Here is a 17,703-nt window from a genome sequence, read left to right on the forward strand (position 1 = left end):
CCGTGAAGCTCACTAGAGGCGAATCCACATTCATCGCCACCAACTACGTCGTTCTGTCGCTCATTACCGTCATTATCATCATTCCGTTCTGGTACGTCCTCTGTGTATCGGTTACGCCATACTCGATCTTCAGCGAGAAGAACGGCCTGGTGCTGTTCCCGACATCGCTCAGCTTCGATTATTACACTTACTTGCTCAAGAAGGGATCGCTTATCTATAACGCTTATGGGGTGACGCTCCGCAACACAGTGACCGGTGTCCTGCTTGCCCTGCTGCTCACCGCTACAGCTGCTTACGCGTTGGCAGAGAAGAAGCTGCCCGGTAGACGCATCCTTATACTGATCTTCGTTTTCACGATGTTATTCAAGGGAGGTCTAATCCCGACGTACATCACGGTCAAAAATTTGGGCTTATTGAACACTGACTATGTGCTCATTCTGGTCATGGCGTATAGTGCGTTCAACATGATCATCATGAAAACGTTCTTTGAAGGCATTCCTGACAGTCTGAAGGAATCCGCAGCAATTGACGGCGCGTCAGAGCTTCGGACTCTGCGATCGATCGTCCTTCCAATGTCGATGCCAGTCATCGCTTCGATCGGCTTGCTTTACATGGTTACGTACTGGAACGACTTCTTCAATGCACTCCTATATGTAACTGACTGGCACAAAGCGCCGGTGCAGCTCGTATTGCGCACGATCATCGCAAGCTCCAGTCTTCCGCCCGAATTGCTCGAAGCGGCGGGGAGAACGCCGCCGCCTACGATTGGTATCCAGATGGCGGCCATTGTTATCGTTGCGCTGCCGATGATGGTTCTGTACCCGTTCATTCAGAAGTATTTCGAACAGGGCATGCTCATCGGTTCAGTCAAAGGGTAAACAGTCAAAATCTTCACAAAATGCAGGGGGGTCTGTACATGTCAAAATCAATTAAAAAGTGGGGGTACGGCGTGCTCTTCGCCGTATTAATGGGAACGCTTACACTTTCGGGATGCAGCAGTACCAATCAAGACGCGAGCGGGAACTCGAACTCTGAGTCGGCAAAGCCGTCAGGCTCGCCTGAAGTAACCGTGGATCATTCGCCTTACGAGCTGAAGTGGCTGAAGGCACAAGACATCTCTTTGCCATATGATCCGTCGAAGGACGCGGTCAAACAGGCGATCGAGACGAAGCTGAATATTAAGATTGTCCCGGAGATGGTCGACGTTCAGCAATACAAGACGAAACTGAACCTGAAAATGGCGAGCAGCGACATTCCTGACGTGACGAAGATCGATTTTGCCGACGACTTCCAGAAGTACGCGCAGCAAGGCGCTTTCGTTGATCTGACCGACCTGATTAACGAGAAGGACACGCCGAACATTTTAAAGGAAGTACCGCTTGAGGTGTTCGAACAGGCGAAAGTGAACGGTCGCATATACGGTATCCCGTATCAGGGCGGGCCGGGGGCCGGGTACCGCTGGGACCTCGTCATGCGCAAGGATTATCTCGAGCAGGCGGGCACTTCCATGCCGAATACGCTTGACGAGTATTATAATCTGCTGAAGAAAGTCAAGGAGCAGCATCCGGACGTCAACCCGCTCGGCGGTTATACGTCTCAGATCGGGCAAGTAAAATACGCGAACAATTCCTTCGACAACGTGTTCGGCGCATTTAGCGTCACACCCGGATTCTTCACGGAGAAAGATGGTAAATTCAGCAACTATGACATCGACCCGCAGATGAGGGACGCATTGTTGTTTCTGCAGAAGATGTATAAGGAAGGGCTCATCGACAAGGAGTTCTCGACAATCAAGGAAGAGCAGTTGCGGGCAAAAATCTTCAACGGTAAAGTGTTCTCCTGGATGGGCTGGTGGTCGACCGCTAGTGATTACGATACGCAGATCGAGACCAATGAACTGATCAAGAGCGGCAAGCTGGCAAAGGAAGGTTCGCTCCCGAACCAAGCGGATCAACCATTCAAGTACTTGGCACTGACCGGATCCTTGGTAGGTGCGGACGGTGCGGCCGTCGCGCCGATGGGTGCTCCGTTCTCGCAGATGAACGCCATCAGCGCAAAAACGAAGGATCCGAAGCGCGTACTGTCCATCATCGAGGACTCTATGTCCGATGAGAACCAGATGTTAACCGTCTGGGGCATCGAAGGTCAAGATTATACCATCGTGGACGGTAAGCTGAAGACGAACACCACCCTCATCGATCCGAAAACGCAGCAGGACCCCAGCGGTAACTTCAGAGGCACACAGAGCTACCTGTTCGCGCCTGGCCTGAAGGGCTGGCCGCGTTACCTCGAGTCGCTGCCGTTGCGTTTCTCCGAATCGCTCGGCGTCGCGATCAACAACAAGTATCAAATCACTGACGCTTCCAATTACCTCGATTCGCCGACGAAGATCACCAAACTGACCGAACTGAACACAATGCGCGATTCCGTATTCACGCAAATCATCATGGGCGCCGACATCAATAAGTTCGACGACTTCGTCGAGAAGTGGAAATCACAAGGGGGTAATCAAATTCTGAGCGAGCTAGAAGCTTCGTTCCAGAAAAAAGCGGGCAAGTAAACATTTGAACGGCAAAACCTTCCTGGCGTAATCCGGCAATGCCTGATGCGTCAGGAAGGTACTTTGCTGTTCTTACAAGGAGGTCCTTCCAATGGGCAAGCGCTTCCGGTTCGTTAATCTGGTATTAATTATGGCATTGCTTGTGCAAGGACTGCCGTGGCTGCCATCGAATTCGGCCGCAGCGGAGGAAGCGTCGCCATGGTTCGTTGACGACTTTGACGGCGGGCTGACGCGATGGGATATGTTCGGCAGCACGGCTTGGCAAATTCAAGGTACAGGATCGGCTGCGAAGCTGACCGGAGCGACGACGTCTACGTCCCCGCAGCGCGTGGTTATTAAACCTTCCGCGCTTCCGTATACTTCAGCCGATTATGCAATGGCTTTCGACGCCCAAGGTGATCGTTTTCGGGTGATATTCCGGTATTCATCAGGCACGAGCCATTACTTCTTGGAGTTCAAAAGCGGGCATTGGGTCGAAATGTGGAAGTACGCCAATTCATCAACAAACGTACAGGTAAGCAACTCCGTAGACATTGCGGCCGTTTTGCGGGGCTTTAATCTGGCTGATCGTCACGATTACCGCCTGAACGTCCGCGGGACGGAATTTTCGCTAGCCGTCGATGGAACTGATATCGTCTCGTTTAATGATTCCTCGTTAGCTAGCGGGGGAGTCGGTTTTGCGCTGAAGAGCGTCGGGCCGGCCGTCAGCCTTAGTGTCGATAAGATACAAGTGCTTCCGGCCGAGGTCCCTTCGGGTGGCAGTTTTGCTATCGTTCATACGCCGGTCACTAGCGTGCCGTATTACGACGACCTGCCGATTGCATTCTCGCTCGCCGGCGATGCTGCAGGCGCGACCGCGACAATCCATTATGGTTACGGGGACGGTACACCGGACCGCGAGCTTACGGCGATCCGCGGCGAAAGCGGCAGATATTCGGGTAAAATCCCGGGCACGAATCGTGCTTCGGCTATTCTCTATTACCTGACGGCAGAAGACGGCGCAGGCGGCACGACCCGCTATCCGGATACGGGCAGCATCGTCGTGCCGATCGAAACGGTACCTTCTTATTCGAATAACTTCGACGGAGAGACGGTGAACACCGCGCCCGTCGGTTGGACGACTGGCGGCAGCGCCAAGGTTGTTCAACTCGCAGACGGCAATAAAGTGTTCAACCTGAACGGCTCAGGCAGTGCCAAGTTGAACTTGCTGGAGTATCGCAACGCGGACAACTTCGTCGTCCGTTTCAAGGTGAAGTACGAGCGCACGAGTTCAGCGGTGCAGAACACGTGGCGCTTCCGCTATCGCTCTACCGACGATGCGAACAACAACGCGATTGAGTGGGCGACTCACAATTCGAAGTATTTTTTGATGCGCAAGACGACGCTTGGGGGCAATTATCCAATAGCAAACTATGTGCAATCACTGCTCGGCGATTGGCATGACTACGAGCTTCATGTTAGTGGCATCTCGCACAAGTTGCTCATCGATGGAGTCGAGACGGCGGGTGGTGACGATTCCGACCCGCTCGCGCCTGTCAAAGGCTACTTCCAATGGAACGTCGTCGGCGGCATCAATCTAATGATCGACGACTTTTCCATCGATCCGCTGCCACTTCCATCCATCATTGATATGCAGCCATCTGGAAACTACTCTGGCATCTACAAAACGGGTGAGACACCCGGTCTCGATTTGGTGATGGATGCGGGAGCGTCGGCGCATGAGATTCGGATCGATTATGAAGTCAGTCGGGCCGACGGCGATCGTGAGACCGTCGCGTCCGAGACAAAGACGTACGACCTCAAAGCCTACGAGCAGATTAAGGATACACTTCCCTTCAAGCCCGGCTTGAGCTCCATCGGGACATACGATGTAAAGGCAGACTTCGCGCTGGACGGCGAGACGTTGCCTGGCCTTGCAAAGCAGATGCGGATTGCGATCGTTAGCCGTGAAGGCGTGGCAGGAGAGCTCGATCTTGACAACGAGAGCAAGTTCGGACTGAACACCCATTACGCGCTCAACTGGCGGGATGACATCATTGACGGAGCCCGCAAGATGGGGGCCAAGCACCATCGCTCCGGTATCACCTGGACGGACATTGATAAGAATGCGAAGGATGGGGCTGGCAACACCGTTTACGATTACACTGGAACCGATCTTTTCCTGAACAAATTGTTTGGCTATGGTTTCAACCAAATCACGGTGCTCGGCATCGACCAGAACGGCTATTATCAGAGCGGGATTGCAAACACGGCGCCCGCGCTTCGAGCGATGGGAGACTTCGTTTACCGGACGGTCGATCGATACAAGGGACGGATCAGGCAGTGGGAAATGCCGAACGAGCCAGAGATTTTTGCCAAACCCTATGTTCCTGAGGAATTCGTCCAATTACAGAAAATTGCCTATCTTAATATGAAAAAAGCCGATCCCGACGCCATGCTGCTAGCGGGTGACCATACTTCCAGTGTACTCAGCGTACTGCCGAAGGAACTGGCGCTCGGCTCCTACGACTATGCCGACGCGTACTCATTCCATCCATACGTGTACAATTCGATGCCGGATGACAACCTGCCGAACCTGATCGGCGGCGTCAAGGGACTGGTCAATGCGTATGGAGGCTGGAAGGACTACTACCTGACAGAAGGAGGCTGGCCAACGGCGAAGTCAGGATATCCGTCAGTGTCTGAGGAGACACAGCGAGACTACATCGTGCGGGCATTCCTCACCTACCTGACGCTTGATCAAGTCAAGGCGTACGAATATTACGATTACAAAAACGATGGCACCGACGACCGCTACTATGACATCTTCTGGGGCATCGCTGACAACAACGGGCGTCCGAAGCTCGCTTACGCGGCGGTCAACCAGCTGATGACTTCACTGGAGCGAGCGCGATATCTCGGCATGTGGGATGCGGGCGATCCGAATGTGGCGGTCCATTTGTTCCTTGAAGACGGAAAACCGATACTGACCGCCTGGCGGAAAACCGACCACAAGGACGATCCCGCCGTCCGTCCCCCAACGAGCACACTTACTCTTCCATTCTCGTCCGCGGGCGTCATGGCGAAAGACATCAACGGCGTGCCGATATCACTCGCGCCTACGGAGAACGTCGAACTGACGGTTAGCGGCTCTCCCGTCTACCTGACGGGGTTGCCCGCCGGTTTCGTATACACGACTGCATCTCAACTGCTTGCAAGTAAAAGTACAGAAGCGGCCTCGAAGCTAAAGGCACTGCTGACAGAAACGAACGGTGAGCTTGTCGACGCCGACCTCACGGCTTTGAACGAGCTGGCTGCAGCGTTCGAGCAGAAGACCGAAGGCGGTGGGTTATCTGACGAGGCATTAGAGAAGAGTATCTTAGAGATCTATGCGCTAATGGCGCAGGCGGCTGGGCAGATCGGGGACAGAACGCTTGTGCGGGCTCAGGGATACGTTGCTTTGGAAGCATTATACAATTTGGCCGAGAGCGCCTCCGTCGCATTAGCCTACTCAAAGGCCGAGGCTAGGGCCGGAGCGAACGCGATCGATTATGCTTCGGCGACGGCAGCGGTGACCGCTGCGTTCGAGACCCGCAAGGGAGAGGACGGCGTGATGCCAGTCTCCGCCGCGGCGGTTCTGCGAATGAACCGTTACGGACGACTGGCGGAAACGACCTATGCGCGGGGTGACTATGCTGACAGCTTCGCATACAACTTACTGGCGAGAGAATTCGCAAACGCGGCAGAGGCGATTGTGACATCCGAGACGCCTCGGTTCGTCGGCGTCATCTCTAATCTCGTGCCGACGCAAGCGAATGGGGAAGCTGGGTATCCAAATTCATTTACGCTGTCCTTGTTCAATGATACCGACATACCCCGGAAGGTGACGCTGGAAACGAGGCTCCCAGAGGGCTGGGCAGTTTCGCAAACCACACTGCAAACCCTTGAGTTGACGGTTCCCGCCTTGGGTACGACGAATGCCGAAGTTCAGGTGAATGTACCAGAGGACGCGGTAAACGGCAGGTACGAGATCGGCTTCGAACTGACGGCGGACGGTGCCGTCTTCGAGACAAAGAAGGCGCAGCTGACGGTGGAAGACGGCATCGGGGTACGTCTTGTACCTGTCCAAAAGACGATCGAGGAGCTAGATGTGCTGACCGTGGAACTGACGGGCACGTCGTCGGCCTCCAAGTCGGGCAATGTTACGGTTATCGGTCCGGATGGCGTTCCGCTTGCCCCCGCTTCGGGTAGCTCCTTCAGCGAGCTGAAGAAGGGGGACGTATTACGGCTCGACTTCGTCTGGACGGATCGAGAGCGAAGATCGTTCAATGACTATCCCGTTGACGTGAGGGTCGAAGCCACCTCGAGCGGCAAGACGCTATTCCGCGACGCCTCGATGCCGCTTGACTTCAACCTGATCCAGAAGGCGAGAGGGATAACGATCGACGGCGACCTGTCCGACTGGCAGGACGCGTATCCGTTCCATTTACGTTACAAGACTCAAAACTCGAGTGGCTATCACGATCCCGCCAATCTCGAAGCAACGGCATACACGATGTGGGAGAACGACGGTCTTCTGCTGGCGGTATCCGTTCGTGACAATATCCATAAGCAGTCGGAGAACGCGGCAAACCTTTGGAAGAACGATTCTTTACAAATAAGCCTCGATTTGCTGAACAACCGTGAATCCCCTTACGGGCCGGATGACGTCGAATGGGGCTTCGCCCTGACAGACACAGGCTATTTGCTGACGAACATCTTCAGCTCGTCGGCACCCAATCCGAATGGCGACGTCAGTGGTCAAACGCCGTTTGCCGCAATGCGGGATGATGCGTCGAAGCGTACATTGTACGAACTCAAGATTCCGTCTTCTCACATCCGCTACTTGGAGCCAGCCGTCGGTGGCAAAATTGGGCTTAACGTGGCGGTCAACGACGCGGATTTGCAGAATGGCCGGGACGACTTCATTCAATGGACGAAAGGGACGGCCGATTCGAAGAACACGTCGCTATACGATTCATTCCTGTATATCGACGACGTGCCGCCAGACGAGACGGCGCCGATGGTGCGCATCGTAGCGCCGGCTAGCGTGTCTGTTATCGAAAGGGCTACACTAGCGCTTGAAGTCGAAGATGGGGAAAGCGGTGTCGAGTCGGCATCGATCCAGCTGGACGGCAAGGAGATCGCGAGCCCTTACGAAGTTACGCCGCTGTCTTTAAAGCCGGGCGAACATCGACTCACTGCGGATGCTGCAGACAAGGCGGGCAACCATGCGAACGCATCGGCGACGCTGATGGTGACTTTTCGCTTGGAGGAACTGACCGATTTGCTCAGGTACGGCTTCGAGCAAGGGTGGATCGAGGATAAAGGTATCCTACAAAGCCTGCTCACGAAGGCGACCCGGCTTCAGGTGGACGCGTCCGAGGATAATCGCCAGGCAGACTTCAAGCCGCTGAAGCAGGAGATTCAGGCCCAGAGCGGGAAGAAACTAAGCACGGAGTTTTCCTCCACACTACAAGAGCTTCTTATTTACTTGCAGGAACAAGAAACGTAATTCTGCATGGGAGGGTTGGGCGATGAGAAGCAAAAAGCGTCATTCCAGCTTACTGGCTCGAATCAGCCTGCCGGTCTTCGCACTGGTCGTGACAGTCATCGCCCTGTTCGCCGCATCGGCGAGCTATATTCTCATCCGGGTGCAAAATGAACATACCCTTCAGATGGCGGAGCAATCGATGAAGTTTGTGTATCGCAATCTGGAATATCAACTCGATACGATGAACAATATGGCCGCGTTTCTATTGTCGAACCAATCGGTCGAAAATTTGCTCGAGACTGAACATTCAGCACCGTACGAAGCGATCAACGACTTCTTCACCCTGCAGACGAATTTACAGAATTTGTCGCTCTTGTCGCTGCTGAATGATGCCGATTCCGGCAGCATCGTTCAGCAATCGTACGTCGTTGCCGTTGCGCTAGAGCCGGAGAGCGGCTTGTATTCCCTCGCGACCGATCACTTTGACCCGGTGACAGGCATCTTCAAATCGAAGGATTTGCAGAAAGAAAGCTGGTACCGCGCTTTGATCGGCGGCGAGCGCCGCAATGTCTGGTGGGGCCAGCGGGCTGGACGCTCCGGAGCCGCGATGATCTATTCGGCGACGAAGAAGAAAAGCATCAAGGACGGCCGCGTCATTGGCACCGTCTTGATCGGAGCGGATACCGGAAGTATCCGGAGCCTGTTCGAGAACGCGGCACTGACGTCGGGCTTCCACCTTCTGCTGGATGAAGACGGCCATGTCATTTTCAGCGAGCGGTACGCTTTTCTCGATCCGGCCGGGGAGCTTCCGTACGTGCGAGCGGCAGTTTGCGACGGAAGCTCGGCCGACGCGCGAATCGAAGGGACCCGGCACCGCGTCACGTGCGAAACGATGGACAACGGCTGGAAGCTGCTGACCGCTGTTCCGGAAAGCCACTTCGGACGCTACACGTACGCTATTTCGGCGATCGGCGCCCTGGCCGCTGCCGCGGCCGTGCTGCTTGCGGGATTGTGGCTGCGACGTATCGTCGTACGGGTGACTGTTCCGATCACCCGGCTCGTTAACGCCATTCAGCGGCCAGAGGTGCTTGCTTTCCGCGAGCCGCTGCCTGACCTGAAGTCAGGCATTAACGAGGTCGAGACGCTGAACGAGAAATTCGCGTCCATGCTGGTTACGCTTCGCGGCCTGATCGAAAAGAGTTTTGCCGAGGAGATCGAACGTCGCCAGCTTCAATTGGAGCTGTTGAATGCTCAGATCAACCCTCATTTTCTATACAACACACTCGACCTGATCAACTGCCGTGCCATCTTGGCCGGAGACAAGGTGACGAGCTTGATCGTGCGCTCGCTTGCCAATGTATTCCGATACGGATTGAACCGGGGACGAGCGTGGATTTCCTTGGATAACGAGTTCAAGCAGGTGGAAGCTTATCTTCGCATCCAACAAATGATGCAGGATGACCTCGTTGTAAAGTTTCACATACCGCCCGATTTACAAGATGTCGTCATTCCTCACTTCATCTTGCAGCCACTCGCGGAGAACGCCATCGTTCACGGCTTCTCAGGGCGAACGGAAAATTGCCGGATTACGATTTCTGCCCATGTGGACGGGAATACACTTATCCTGCGAGTCGGCGACAACGGCTATGGCTGCGACGCGGAGGAACGTAACCGTGCGCTTAGGGAGCAGGAGGCGGGAGCGGGGGAGAGTGCCTCCGTCGCGATCTCGTCCTCCGGGGGCGGTTACGGGACGTTGAACGTGCATCGGCGAATTCAATTACATTGCGGGGACGCTTATGGCCTGCGCTATATGCCCGTGATCGAAGGAACGTGCGTCGAAGCAATACTACCTCTGCGTTCCCAAAGCCCAATCGATCAAGAGGAGGATTCGCCCAATGTATAAATTGCTGATAGCCGAGGACGTCAAGCTCGTCCGGGAGACACTGGCGCTCTCCATCGACTGGGAGCGGCTCGGCATTGAGCTCGTCGGAGTCGCCAAGAACGGGGAGGAAGCACTCGAATGGCTGAAGCACGATCCCCCCGATCTGCTGCTTACCGATATTGGCATGCCAAAGAGGAACGGCCTCGAGCTGATCGAAGCATTCCGGGCCTGCAAGCCGGACATTCGCTGCATCATCCTGTCGGGGTTGAACGAATTCGAGTTCGCACGGCAGGCGATCAAGCTGCAGGTCATGGAGTACATTATGAAGCCGATCGATCCGGAGGAGATTGAGCAGGTATTCTCCAAGATCACCGCGGAGATGCATCGGGAGCGGGAGGAGCGACGCGGTATTGAGCTTCTGGAACAAGGACTTAAGGATCGTCTGCCGAATCTGGCGAACGCGCTGCCGACGGTCGAGTGGACCGGTAGTCTGAAGAAGAAGAAGCTCGTCGAGCAGGCCATCCAGGTCATTCGCGAGAGCTATTCCCGCAAGGAGCTGACGCTATCGGACGTGGCGGATGAGGTAGGGCTGAGCGAGAAGTACGTAAACGCGCTCGTCAAGGAAGTGACCGGCATGACGATCAACCATTGGATCGTCATGCTGCGCATGGAAGAAGCGGCCCGGATGCTGAAAGACCCCGCCAATCGGATCTACGAGATATGCGACCGGATCGGGTATGCGGATCAGGACCATTTTCGCGAGACGTTCAAGAAGCAGTTCGGACTGACACCGACCGACTATCGTAACAACTACTTGTAAGGGAGAGAGAAGAGAATGGAAAGGGATCAAAGAGACCTGGTGACCGCGGCGGACCGCGTCTACCATTATTTGATGTTCAGTGGCCCGGAGAGCTGGGGCAGCCATAGATGGGCGGATTGGGCGATGAACCGAGACCGCTGGGATTGGAATCCGGGCGTCGGCTTGATCGCGGCGGCAGACTATGGATCCTTTGGTGGGTCGCAATGGGTTTTGCGGGATGTGGAAGCCTGGGTGGAACGCAATCTTGGCGGCTCTGAGCAGGTGAAGGTTGTTAACTCGCTGGCCCCCTTTGCCGTCTTCCCCTTGCTCTACCGCTTGACAGGTAAGCGGTTCTACGCGGACAAGGCGGAGGAGATCGCGCTCTGGCTAGTCAAGCAGGCGCCCCGCACGAGAGAAGGCGCGTTTGAGCATACCGTTACGGAAAACGCCTCGTTTAGCGAGCAGGTATGGGCGGACACTGTCTTCATGGCCGTCCTCTTTCTAGCGCGGACCGCACGGTTAACGGGGAACAAAGAGCTCGCGGACGAAGCGATGAAGCAGACGCTGTTGCACCTCCAGGCGCTGCAGGACGATGAGACGGGTCTGCTCTTTCACGGCTGGAATAGCGCGACGGGCGATTGGATGTCGGCCGCTCGGTGGAACCGGGCGAATGCCTGGAACGCTGTTGGCGTGCCAATGATCGTAGAGGAGGCTAGTGAGCTGTGTGGGGACGTGGAAATGCTCGGCGAGCTGCGTGAGCGGTATTTGCGACTCGCCGAGGCACTTGTCCACTGCCAGAATGAGAGCGGCCTGTGGCCGACGGTGCTGGACCGCGCTGGCTTTTATGAGGAGACATCGGGTTCCGCCGGCATCGCCTGTGGGCTGTACAAGGCAGCTCGTGCCGGGTGGATTCCAGCGGAGATGGCCACTGCGAGCGCTGATCGCACCGTCGCCGCCGTGCTCGCCCAAGTTCGAGGGGATGGTGCCGTCCTCGGCGTCTCGGGGGGCACACCAGTGCTGGCTACTGTTGAAGCCTATGACGAGGTACCGACTTTTCCAACGCTTTACGGCCAGGGGCTCGTCCTGCTACTGTTCTCAGAGAAGCTGAGAGGATACGTTTGAGAAGTAGGTCGGGCTCGCGATTGCATCGACCAAGCTGACAGAAAGCAAGATCAGCATCCCCATGATAAATCAAATCGCTAAAGGAATTGTCCAGTGAATAGGATGAGGGGTATGAAACAACCTCGATTAACGGCGATGTCCTTTCGGTAATCGGCGGCATTGGAAATACCGTTTATTACTAAAAAGATAGGACGATACGGTTAACAGTAACGCAGATATCAATAATATTTTGAAAGAATAGTATTAGAAAACGAGCCTCACTAAAATCTGAGGCTCGTTTTTTTGTTTATCGTTGTGTGACTTGGTAAAGTTCTAAATAAGCTCCTTTTCTGCTTTCGCTTAGGTGAAATATTTACGTTTCAGCCACAGTGCTACATTTACAAGGCCAATCATAACGGGAACTTCTACAAGCGGACCGATGACAGCAGCAAATGCAGCACCTGAGTGTATTCCGAAGACGCCCACAGCTACTGCAATAGCTAATTCGAAGTTGTTACTTCCTGCGGTAAACGCCAGTGATGTACTGACCTCGTAACTCGCTCCAGCTCGTTTAGACAAAAAGAATGAAGCGAAGAACATGACCACAAAGTAAATCAACAAAGGAATAGCGATACGGACGACATCCATCGGTAGTTCCAGAATCTTATCGCCTTTAATCGAGAACATAATGACAATGGTAAACAATAAAGCGATTAAGGTCAGCGGACTGATTTTCGGGATAAACATCGTCTCATACCATTCGCGACCTTTAAGCTTAACCAAAAATAATCGGGTTAGGAAGCCAGCTAAAAACGGTAAACCAAGATAGATCAAGACGCTTTCTGCAATTTGTCCCATGGAAATATCCACAACCATACCTTCTAAACCAAACCATTTCGGAAGTACAGTTACAAACACATAGGTGAATACCGAGTAGAACATGATCTGAAAAATGGAGTTGAAGGCGACTAGACCAGCTGTATATTCGCGGTCACCCTTCGCAAGATCGTTCCATACGATGACCATTGCGATACAGCGCGCAAGGCCAATCATGATAAGCCCGACCATGTAGTCGGGATAACCTCTCAAGAAAACAATGGCGAGGACGAACATCAGTACAGGACCGATTATCCAATTTTGCACCAGCGAGAGCAGAAGCACCTTCCAATCTTTAAATACTCGCCAAATCTCTTCGTATCGCACCTTTGCTAGTGGGGGATACATCATGATAATGAGTCCCACTGCTATCGGAATAGAAGTCGTACCAATTTGAAAGTTATTTAATTCATCCACGAGTTGTGGCGATACATATCCGATTCCGATGCCAAGCAGCATAGCAGCAAATATCCAAATGGTCAAATATCGATCGAGGAAGGAAAGACGTTTCGTAACTTTAGCCACGTGTTGATCATCTCCTTCAATTGCCTATTTGCCTGTATCAGCAAACAGTTTAATTCTTGCTCCAATTTCATCGCGAACGCGTTGGAAAAACGCCCATTTTTCGGCTTCCGTACCTTCAGCCTTCGCTGGATCGTCAAAGCCCCAATGTACACGTTCTTTGTCATTCGGAGTTACTGGACAGACATCATTTGCGTGTCCACAGAGCGTTACAACGAGGTCGGCACGTTGCAGCAACTGGGAATCAATTACATCCGAAGTATGGTTAGAAATATCGATACCAATCTCTTTCATCGCATCGATGGCTTTTGGATTAACACCGTGAGCTTCAATGCCAGCAGAGTAGACATCCCATTCATTACTTAAGTATTGTTTGGCAAAACCATCTGCCATTTGGCTGCGGCAAGAGTTGCCTGTGCAGAGAAAGTAAATAATCTTTTTGTTTGGATTCATCTTAATGCCCCCCTTTGATTGAATTCATGAACACGATGTACATTTTGTTTTGAGATATGTTTCCACGACTTCATTTTGAGAGGGAAGTGCTTGAATAATCTCGGTCAAATAGGGCTCTAATTCACTTTTGATGCGAACATGTACCCAAGTGCCCACTTTACGCTCAGTAATGATATCGGCCTGCTTAAGTTTCTTTAAATGCTGACTAATGGCAGGTTGTGATAATCCCATCAGTGATACCAAATCACATACACACAGCTCTTGGCTGTTCAGAAAAGAAATGATGGTCAAACGGGTAGGATCTCCAATTACTTTTAACTTGGAGGATAGATTGAGGATATCTTCAGACATATATTCACCACCACTTATATTTGTACATACTTATATTTGTGTACACTTATATTAACAACTACTTATTTATATTACAAGATGAAATGTTACAATCTTCACAGATTAAAAATGATTTTTAAGTAAGATAGAAGTGAGGATTGATATATAGCAAGACCCCATCGTAATTAATGATGATTACCCTAATGAAAGGATGTGAACAACATGAAAACTAAAATAATCGCAATTGTTGGGGCAACCGTTCTGACACTTGGAATTGGAACTGCTGCATACGCTGCGGAGATAGGTCCTTCTTCCTTTAAAGACATGCTCCCATTCATCAAGGAAATGCATCCAACCATGAATGATTCTCAGCTAGAGCAGATGTATAATAACTGCCATCAAAAAGAAGGAAATTCGGATACTCGAGGCATGATGCAAAACAACGATATGATGCAAAGAACAAATGCGGAATCGATTTAACGAAGTAATCAGCGATTTAACTTCATGAATGAACAGAGCCCAGGAATGACAACATAAGGAAGTGGTATACATCTCAATTTCCAGAGGAGGATATCTGTTATGGCTCACCAGAAGAGAAGGAAAGAAGCTGCCTGGAAGTCACGAAAGCAGGAACCGCATCCCCATGGTAAAATCAAATCGCTCAAGGAATTGTCCAGCGAAAATGATGAGTAGCATACTACTTGAAAAAGAAAGACTGCTCGGTGAAATTTACCGGCAGTCTTCTTTCAGGACTATTTTTATTCTTTATAAAAGCCTATTTTAAACATTTGATACCATTCTTCTAGTTTGTTTTCTTGCATTACCTGCAAATATTTAAGGATTTCTTTAGCAAATTCAACCGCTGATGTTCCATTCGCTGTAATCAATCCATCTTTTGAAACAACTTGCTTTTCAATAAAATGCTTCGAGCCCTTATAGTTCGGTGCATACTCCTCTAAATAGGCTAGTGAATTGCCTGTATGCTCTTTTTCATCTAAATATCCTTTATCCGCCAAAAAAGTACACGCATCGCATATCGCCGCAATCGGAATACCTTTTTTAATGCATAAATCAACTGCTTGCTTAACATCATCATTCTCGCCTTTCAGCCATGAAGTTCCACCCACTAAGATAAGCATATGAAAATGTATTGGAATTTCAGCAATTGAATAGTCTGGAACAACCGTGAAACCACCCATTGATTGAATTGGATTTTTATGAACAGCCAAAGTTTTAATGATGAATTCTGTTTCTGGTTTATTCAGCTCTGAACATATGTAAGCACTTTCCCAATCCGCATAGTTTTCCGAAATAAACACAAGTATTTCTTTTTTCATGCGCTTAGCTTCCTTCCTTGTTATATTGTTTCCAGATATAATTTTACAGGTTAATATATGACAGCTATATGTCATACTTATTGAAGGGGATTTAGAGATCAGTATACCTTAAGGAGCGGGAAAAATGGCGCGTGTTTTATTTATTAATGGCGGATCTGAGGGACATATCAATCCAACGATTGGAATTGTGCAAGAGCTTATTTCGCGAGGAGAAGAGGTCGTGTTCTTTTGTATAGAAGCTTTTCGGGAGCGTATTGAGAAGACGGGAGCAACAGTTCGAACATTTGACGATCAGAAGTTTATCAAAGCCTTTATCTCCGGTGGAAGAGATTATTTACTCGAAAGAATCAACGGCCTTTTACTTACGGCAGATATCGTCATACCAAGCGTTCTTGAACAGATCAAAGGAGAGCATTTTGATTACATCATCCATGATTCCATGTTTGGTTGCGGACGATTACTTGCTCAAATTCTTAAGCTTCCTGCAATCAACTCTTGTACTTCTTTTGCACAGTCAAAAGTATCTTTCAATCACATGTTGGGGGAGTTCTTCACAAAAACCCCTACAGAAATCGTTAAACCAATACACGATAAATATAGAATCCTGACGGCAATGGTGAAGGAAAAATATGATGTGGAGATCCATTCTCCTTACGAAGTCTTCTGTAATCCTGCACCACTTACCATCGTTTATACAACAAGGGAGTTTCAACCTGATGGAGAAGCATTCGACCAAACTTATAAATTCGTAGGCCCATCCATCTCTTCACGATCAACTCAAGAAAACTTCGACTTTACTACAATCAAGGGGAAGAACCCAATTTACATTTCACTGGGTACAGTCTTTAACCAAGCCATTGATTTCTATAAGCTTTGTTTTGAGGCACTCGGGAACACGGATCATACGATCGTTATGTCGATTGGGAATAGAACCCAAATTACTGATTTAGGGGAAATTCCTAATAACTTCATCGTAAAAAATTATGTTCCACAAACTGAAGTACTGCAATACACAAAATTATTTATTACACATGGTGGAATGAACAGTACCCATGAAGGTCTCTATTACGGGGTTCCGCTAATAGTGATCCCGCAAAGCGCAGATCAGCCGATCATTGAAGGGCAAGTCGCCAATATCGGGGCAGGCATTCAATTACAAATGCAAAACTTGACTGCAGACCAACTACGTGAAGCCGTGAGACATGTGTTAAGTCACTCATCGTTCAAGAAAGCAGCTTCCACGATGGGGGAATCCTTCCGAAAATCAGGTGGGTACCATCAAGCGGCTGACGAAATTTTCGAATTCAACTTTTGTGATTCATTTCATAGTTTTACACCTTGATAAAAAACATAATTTAGTGTGATAATAATATTCTATCGATAAATTCACCAAGAAAAGAAGGCTCTGAAATGAATTTTGGCAAGTATCCTACATTTATTGAAAAACCAATTAAGGCTTCTATGAAGCCAGCTCAGGAAATAGGCACGATATTGGTGTCCGCTTTTTTAGTCGCTGCCGGGCTTAATTTGTTTTTGGTCCCACATCATCTTCTGTCAGGGGGGATCGCCGGTGTCGCTTCAATTATTGGCTATTTAACCGACTGGAATATTTCCTTCTTGTACTTCATACTTAATGTGCCTCTGATTATCTGGGGCTGGAAAGCGGTAGGTAAACGTTATATCTTGCTTAGTTGCCTTTCTGTTGTCAGCACGACCTGGTTCATGAGCATCATTCCCGTAGTCCAAGTCACGAAAGACCCTATTCTCGCTGCAATCTTTGGTGGGATCATCTCTGCTATTGGCATTGGTTTTTCTTTGCGTGTAGGTGGTTCTACAGGCGGTTTTGATATCGTCGGCTCCATCGTTACATATAAACATGACTTTGCAATGGGCAATATTTTGTTAATTTTGAATGGGATCGTAATTATGATGTTAGGCTTTTATAAAAGTTGGGATCTGGCGCTCTACTCCATGCTATCTACCTACATTAAAGGGAAAATAGTTGACAACATTCATGTCGATCATGTTAAGGTCACTTGCTTCATCGTAACGAAGAAAAAAGACGAAATGCTCTGCCAGCTTCGCAAGCTTCATCACGGAATTACGTGCCTGCATTCGGAGGGCGGATACAGCGAAGAAGATAACTACATGCTTATGACTGTAACTACACGGTATGAAGTACCCGCTGTTCGTAAGACGGTTATGTCAACCGATCCACATGCCTTTATGAATGTTGTACAGTCTACAGAAATTCTGGGTCGATTCACAAGACCGAGGAGATAAAAGCACTAATCATTTAACAACCAAGGCAGTCCCACACCAGTTAGTCAC

Annotated in this window: 14 protein-coding genes; 10 read left to right on the top strand and 4 right to left on the bottom strand. The window is 50.5% G+C overall.

Features of this window, described 5'->3' with window-relative positions; translation table 11 throughout:
* The first annotated feature begins 2 nt into the window (after nucleotides 1-2).
* The 6 genes from MUG84_RS23985 (at nucleotide 3) to MUG84_RS24010 (ending at nucleotide 11,875) form a co-directional block, all read left to right on the top strand.
* Nucleotides 3-878: a carbohydrate ABC transporter permease gene (locus MUG84_RS23985; protein WP_244729983.1), complete on the top strand. Its 876-nt coding sequence runs from the start codon at nucleotides 3-5 to the stop codon at nucleotides 876-878.
* A gap of 38 nt (nucleotides 879-916) precedes the next feature.
* Nucleotides 917-2,560: an extracellular solute-binding protein gene (locus tag MUG84_RS23990; protein WP_244729985.1), complete on the top strand. Its 1,644-nt coding sequence runs from the start codon at nucleotides 917-919 to the stop codon at nucleotides 2,558-2,560.
* A gap of 91 nt (nucleotides 2,561-2,651) precedes the next feature.
* Nucleotides 2,652-8,093, top strand: a complete 5,442-nt coding sequence (locus MUG84_RS23995; protein WP_244729989.1) for a sugar-binding protein — start codon at nucleotides 2,652-2,654, stop codon at nucleotides 8,091-8,093.
* Nucleotides 8,094-8,232: 139 nt separating this feature from the next.
* The gene (locus MUG84_RS27560; RefSeq protein WP_244729991.1) at nucleotides 8,233-9,975 is read left to right on the top strand and encodes a cache domain-containing sensor histidine kinase; all 1,743 of its coding nucleotides are present in this window, start codon (nucleotides 8,233-8,235) and stop codon (nucleotides 9,973-9,975) included.
* Nucleotides 9,968-10,774: a response regulator transcription factor gene (locus MUG84_RS24005; protein WP_244729993.1), complete on the top strand. Its 807-nt coding sequence runs from the start codon at nucleotides 9,968-9,970 to the stop codon at nucleotides 10,772-10,774. Before MUG84_RS27560 ends, MUG84_RS24005 begins: the two co-directional genes overlap by 8 nt.
* Before the next feature lie 15 nt (nucleotides 10,775-10,789).
* On the top strand, nucleotides 10,790-11,875 hold the full coding sequence (locus MUG84_RS24010; RefSeq protein WP_244729996.1) for a glycoside hydrolase family 88/105 protein: 1,086 nt from the start codon (nucleotides 10,790-10,792) through the stop codon (nucleotides 11,873-11,875).
* A gap of 339 nt (nucleotides 11,876-12,214) precedes the next feature.
* Here MUG84_RS24010 and arsB read toward each other — a convergent pair whose 3' ends face one another.
* Genes arsB through MUG84_RS24025 form a run of 3 tightly spaced genes read right to left on the bottom strand, consistent with a single transcriptional unit; the run spans nucleotide 12,215 to nucleotide 14,056 of the window.
* Nucleotides 12,215-13,255 carry an ACR3 family arsenite efflux transporter gene (gene arsB, locus MUG84_RS24015; protein ID WP_342346145.1) on the bottom strand — a complete coding sequence of 347 codons (1,041 nt, stop codon included), beginning with the start codon at nucleotides 13,253-13,255 and terminating at the stop codon, nucleotides 12,215-12,217.
* A gap of 24 nt (nucleotides 13,256-13,279) precedes the next feature.
* Nucleotides 13,280-13,705 (bottom strand): arsenate reductase (thioredoxin), encoded by a 426-nt coding sequence (gene arsC, locus MUG84_RS24020; RefSeq protein WP_244730000.1) that lies wholly within the window; start codon nucleotides 13,703-13,705, stop codon nucleotides 13,280-13,282.
* Between the two features lie 24 nt (nucleotides 13,706-13,729).
* The gene (locus tag MUG84_RS24025; RefSeq protein ID WP_244730027.1) at nucleotides 13,730-14,056 is read right to left on the bottom strand and encodes an ArsR/SmtB family transcription factor; all 327 of its coding nucleotides are present in this window, start codon (nucleotides 14,054-14,056) and stop codon (nucleotides 13,730-13,732) included.
* Between the two features lie 201 nt (nucleotides 14,057-14,257).
* Here MUG84_RS24025 and MUG84_RS24030 point away from each other — a divergent pair, with 201 nt between their 5' ends.
* Both MUG84_RS24030 and MUG84_RS24035 read left to right on the top strand, forming a co-directional pair.
* Complete coding sequence (locus MUG84_RS24030) at nucleotides 14,258-14,515, top strand: hypothetical protein (protein WP_244730029.1); 258 nt, start codon at nucleotides 14,258-14,260, stop codon at nucleotides 14,513-14,515.
* 99 nt (nucleotides 14,516-14,614) lie between these two features.
* The gene (locus tag MUG84_RS24035) at nucleotides 14,615-14,728 is read left to right on the top strand and encodes a DUF6254 family protein (protein WP_244730031.1); all 114 of its coding nucleotides are present in this window, start codon (nucleotides 14,615-14,617) and stop codon (nucleotides 14,726-14,728) included.
* Nucleotides 14,729-14,793: 65 nt separating this feature from the next.
* Here MUG84_RS24035 and MUG84_RS24040 read toward each other — a convergent pair whose 3' ends face one another.
* On the bottom strand, nucleotides 14,794-15,372 hold the full coding sequence (locus MUG84_RS24040; RefSeq protein WP_244730045.1) for a type 1 glutamine amidotransferase family protein: 579 nt from the start codon (nucleotides 15,370-15,372) through the stop codon (nucleotides 14,794-14,796).
* A 124-nt stretch (nucleotides 15,373-15,496) separates the two neighbouring features.
* On the opposite strand from MUG84_RS24040, the gene MUG84_RS24045 reads away from it, so the two are divergent.
* Together MUG84_RS24045 and MUG84_RS24050 are read left to right on the top strand one after the other, a co-directional pair.
* Nucleotides 15,497-16,714 carry a macrolide family glycosyltransferase gene (locus MUG84_RS24045; protein ID WP_244730048.1) on the top strand — a complete coding sequence of 406 codons (1,218 nt, stop codon included), beginning with the start codon at nucleotides 15,497-15,499 and terminating at the stop codon, nucleotides 16,712-16,714.
* Between the two features lie 68 nt (nucleotides 16,715-16,782).
* Nucleotides 16,783-17,655 carry a YitT family protein gene (locus MUG84_RS24050; protein WP_244730050.1) on the top strand — a complete coding sequence of 291 codons (873 nt, stop codon included), beginning with the start codon at nucleotides 16,783-16,785 and terminating at the stop codon, nucleotides 17,653-17,655.
* The last annotated feature ends 48 nt before the right edge of the window (nucleotides 17,656-17,703 follow it).

It is taken from the genome of Paenibacillus mangrovi, assembly GCF_022898935.1.
In the GTDB taxonomy this organism is placed as follows: Bacteria; Bacillota; Bacilli; order Paenibacillales; family Paenibacillaceae; genus Paenibacillus_AQ; species Paenibacillus_AQ mangrovi.

Bases quoted from the DNA above. Each gene is read 5' to 3' on its own strand.
- MUG84_RS23990 (WP_244729985.1), top strand. From the start codon at position 917: ATGTCAAAATCAATTAAAAAGTGGGGGTACGGCGTGCTCTTCGCCGTA.
- MUG84_RS23995 (WP_244729989.1), top strand. From the start codon at position 2,652: ATGGGCAAGCGCTTCCGGTTCGTTAATCTGGTATTAATTATGGCATTG.
- MUG84_RS24005 (WP_244729993.1), top strand. From the start codon at position 9,968: ATGTATAAATTGCTGATAGCCGAGGACGTCAAGCTCGTCCGGGAGACA.
- MUG84_RS24010 (WP_244729996.1), top strand. From the start codon at position 10,790: ATGGAAAGGGATCAAAGAGACCTGGTGACCGCGGCGGACCGCGTCTAC.
- arsC (WP_244730000.1), bottom strand. From the start codon at position 13,705: ATGAATCCAAACAAAAAGATTATTTACTTTCTCTGCACAGGCAACTCT.
- MUG84_RS24025 (WP_244730027.1), bottom strand. From the start codon at position 14,056: ATGTCTGAAGATATCCTCAATCTATCCTCCAAGTTAAAAGTAATTGGA.
- MUG84_RS24030 (WP_244730029.1), top strand. From the start codon at position 14,258: ATGAAAACTAAAATAATCGCAATTGTTGGGGCAACCGTTCTGACACTT.
- MUG84_RS24035 (WP_244730031.1), top strand. From the start codon at position 14,615: ATGGCTCACCAGAAGAGAAGGAAAGAAGCTGCCTGGAAGTCACGAAAG.
- MUG84_RS24040 (WP_244730045.1), bottom strand. From the start codon at position 15,372: ATGAAAAAAGAAATACTTGTGTTTATTTCGGAAAACTATGCGGATTGG.
- MUG84_RS24045 (WP_244730048.1), top strand. From the start codon at position 15,497: ATGGCGCGTGTTTTATTTATTAATGGCGGATCTGAGGGACATATCAAT.
- MUG84_RS24050 (WP_244730050.1), top strand. From the start codon at position 16,783: ATGAATTTTGGCAAGTATCCTACATTTATTGAAAAACCAATTAAGGCT.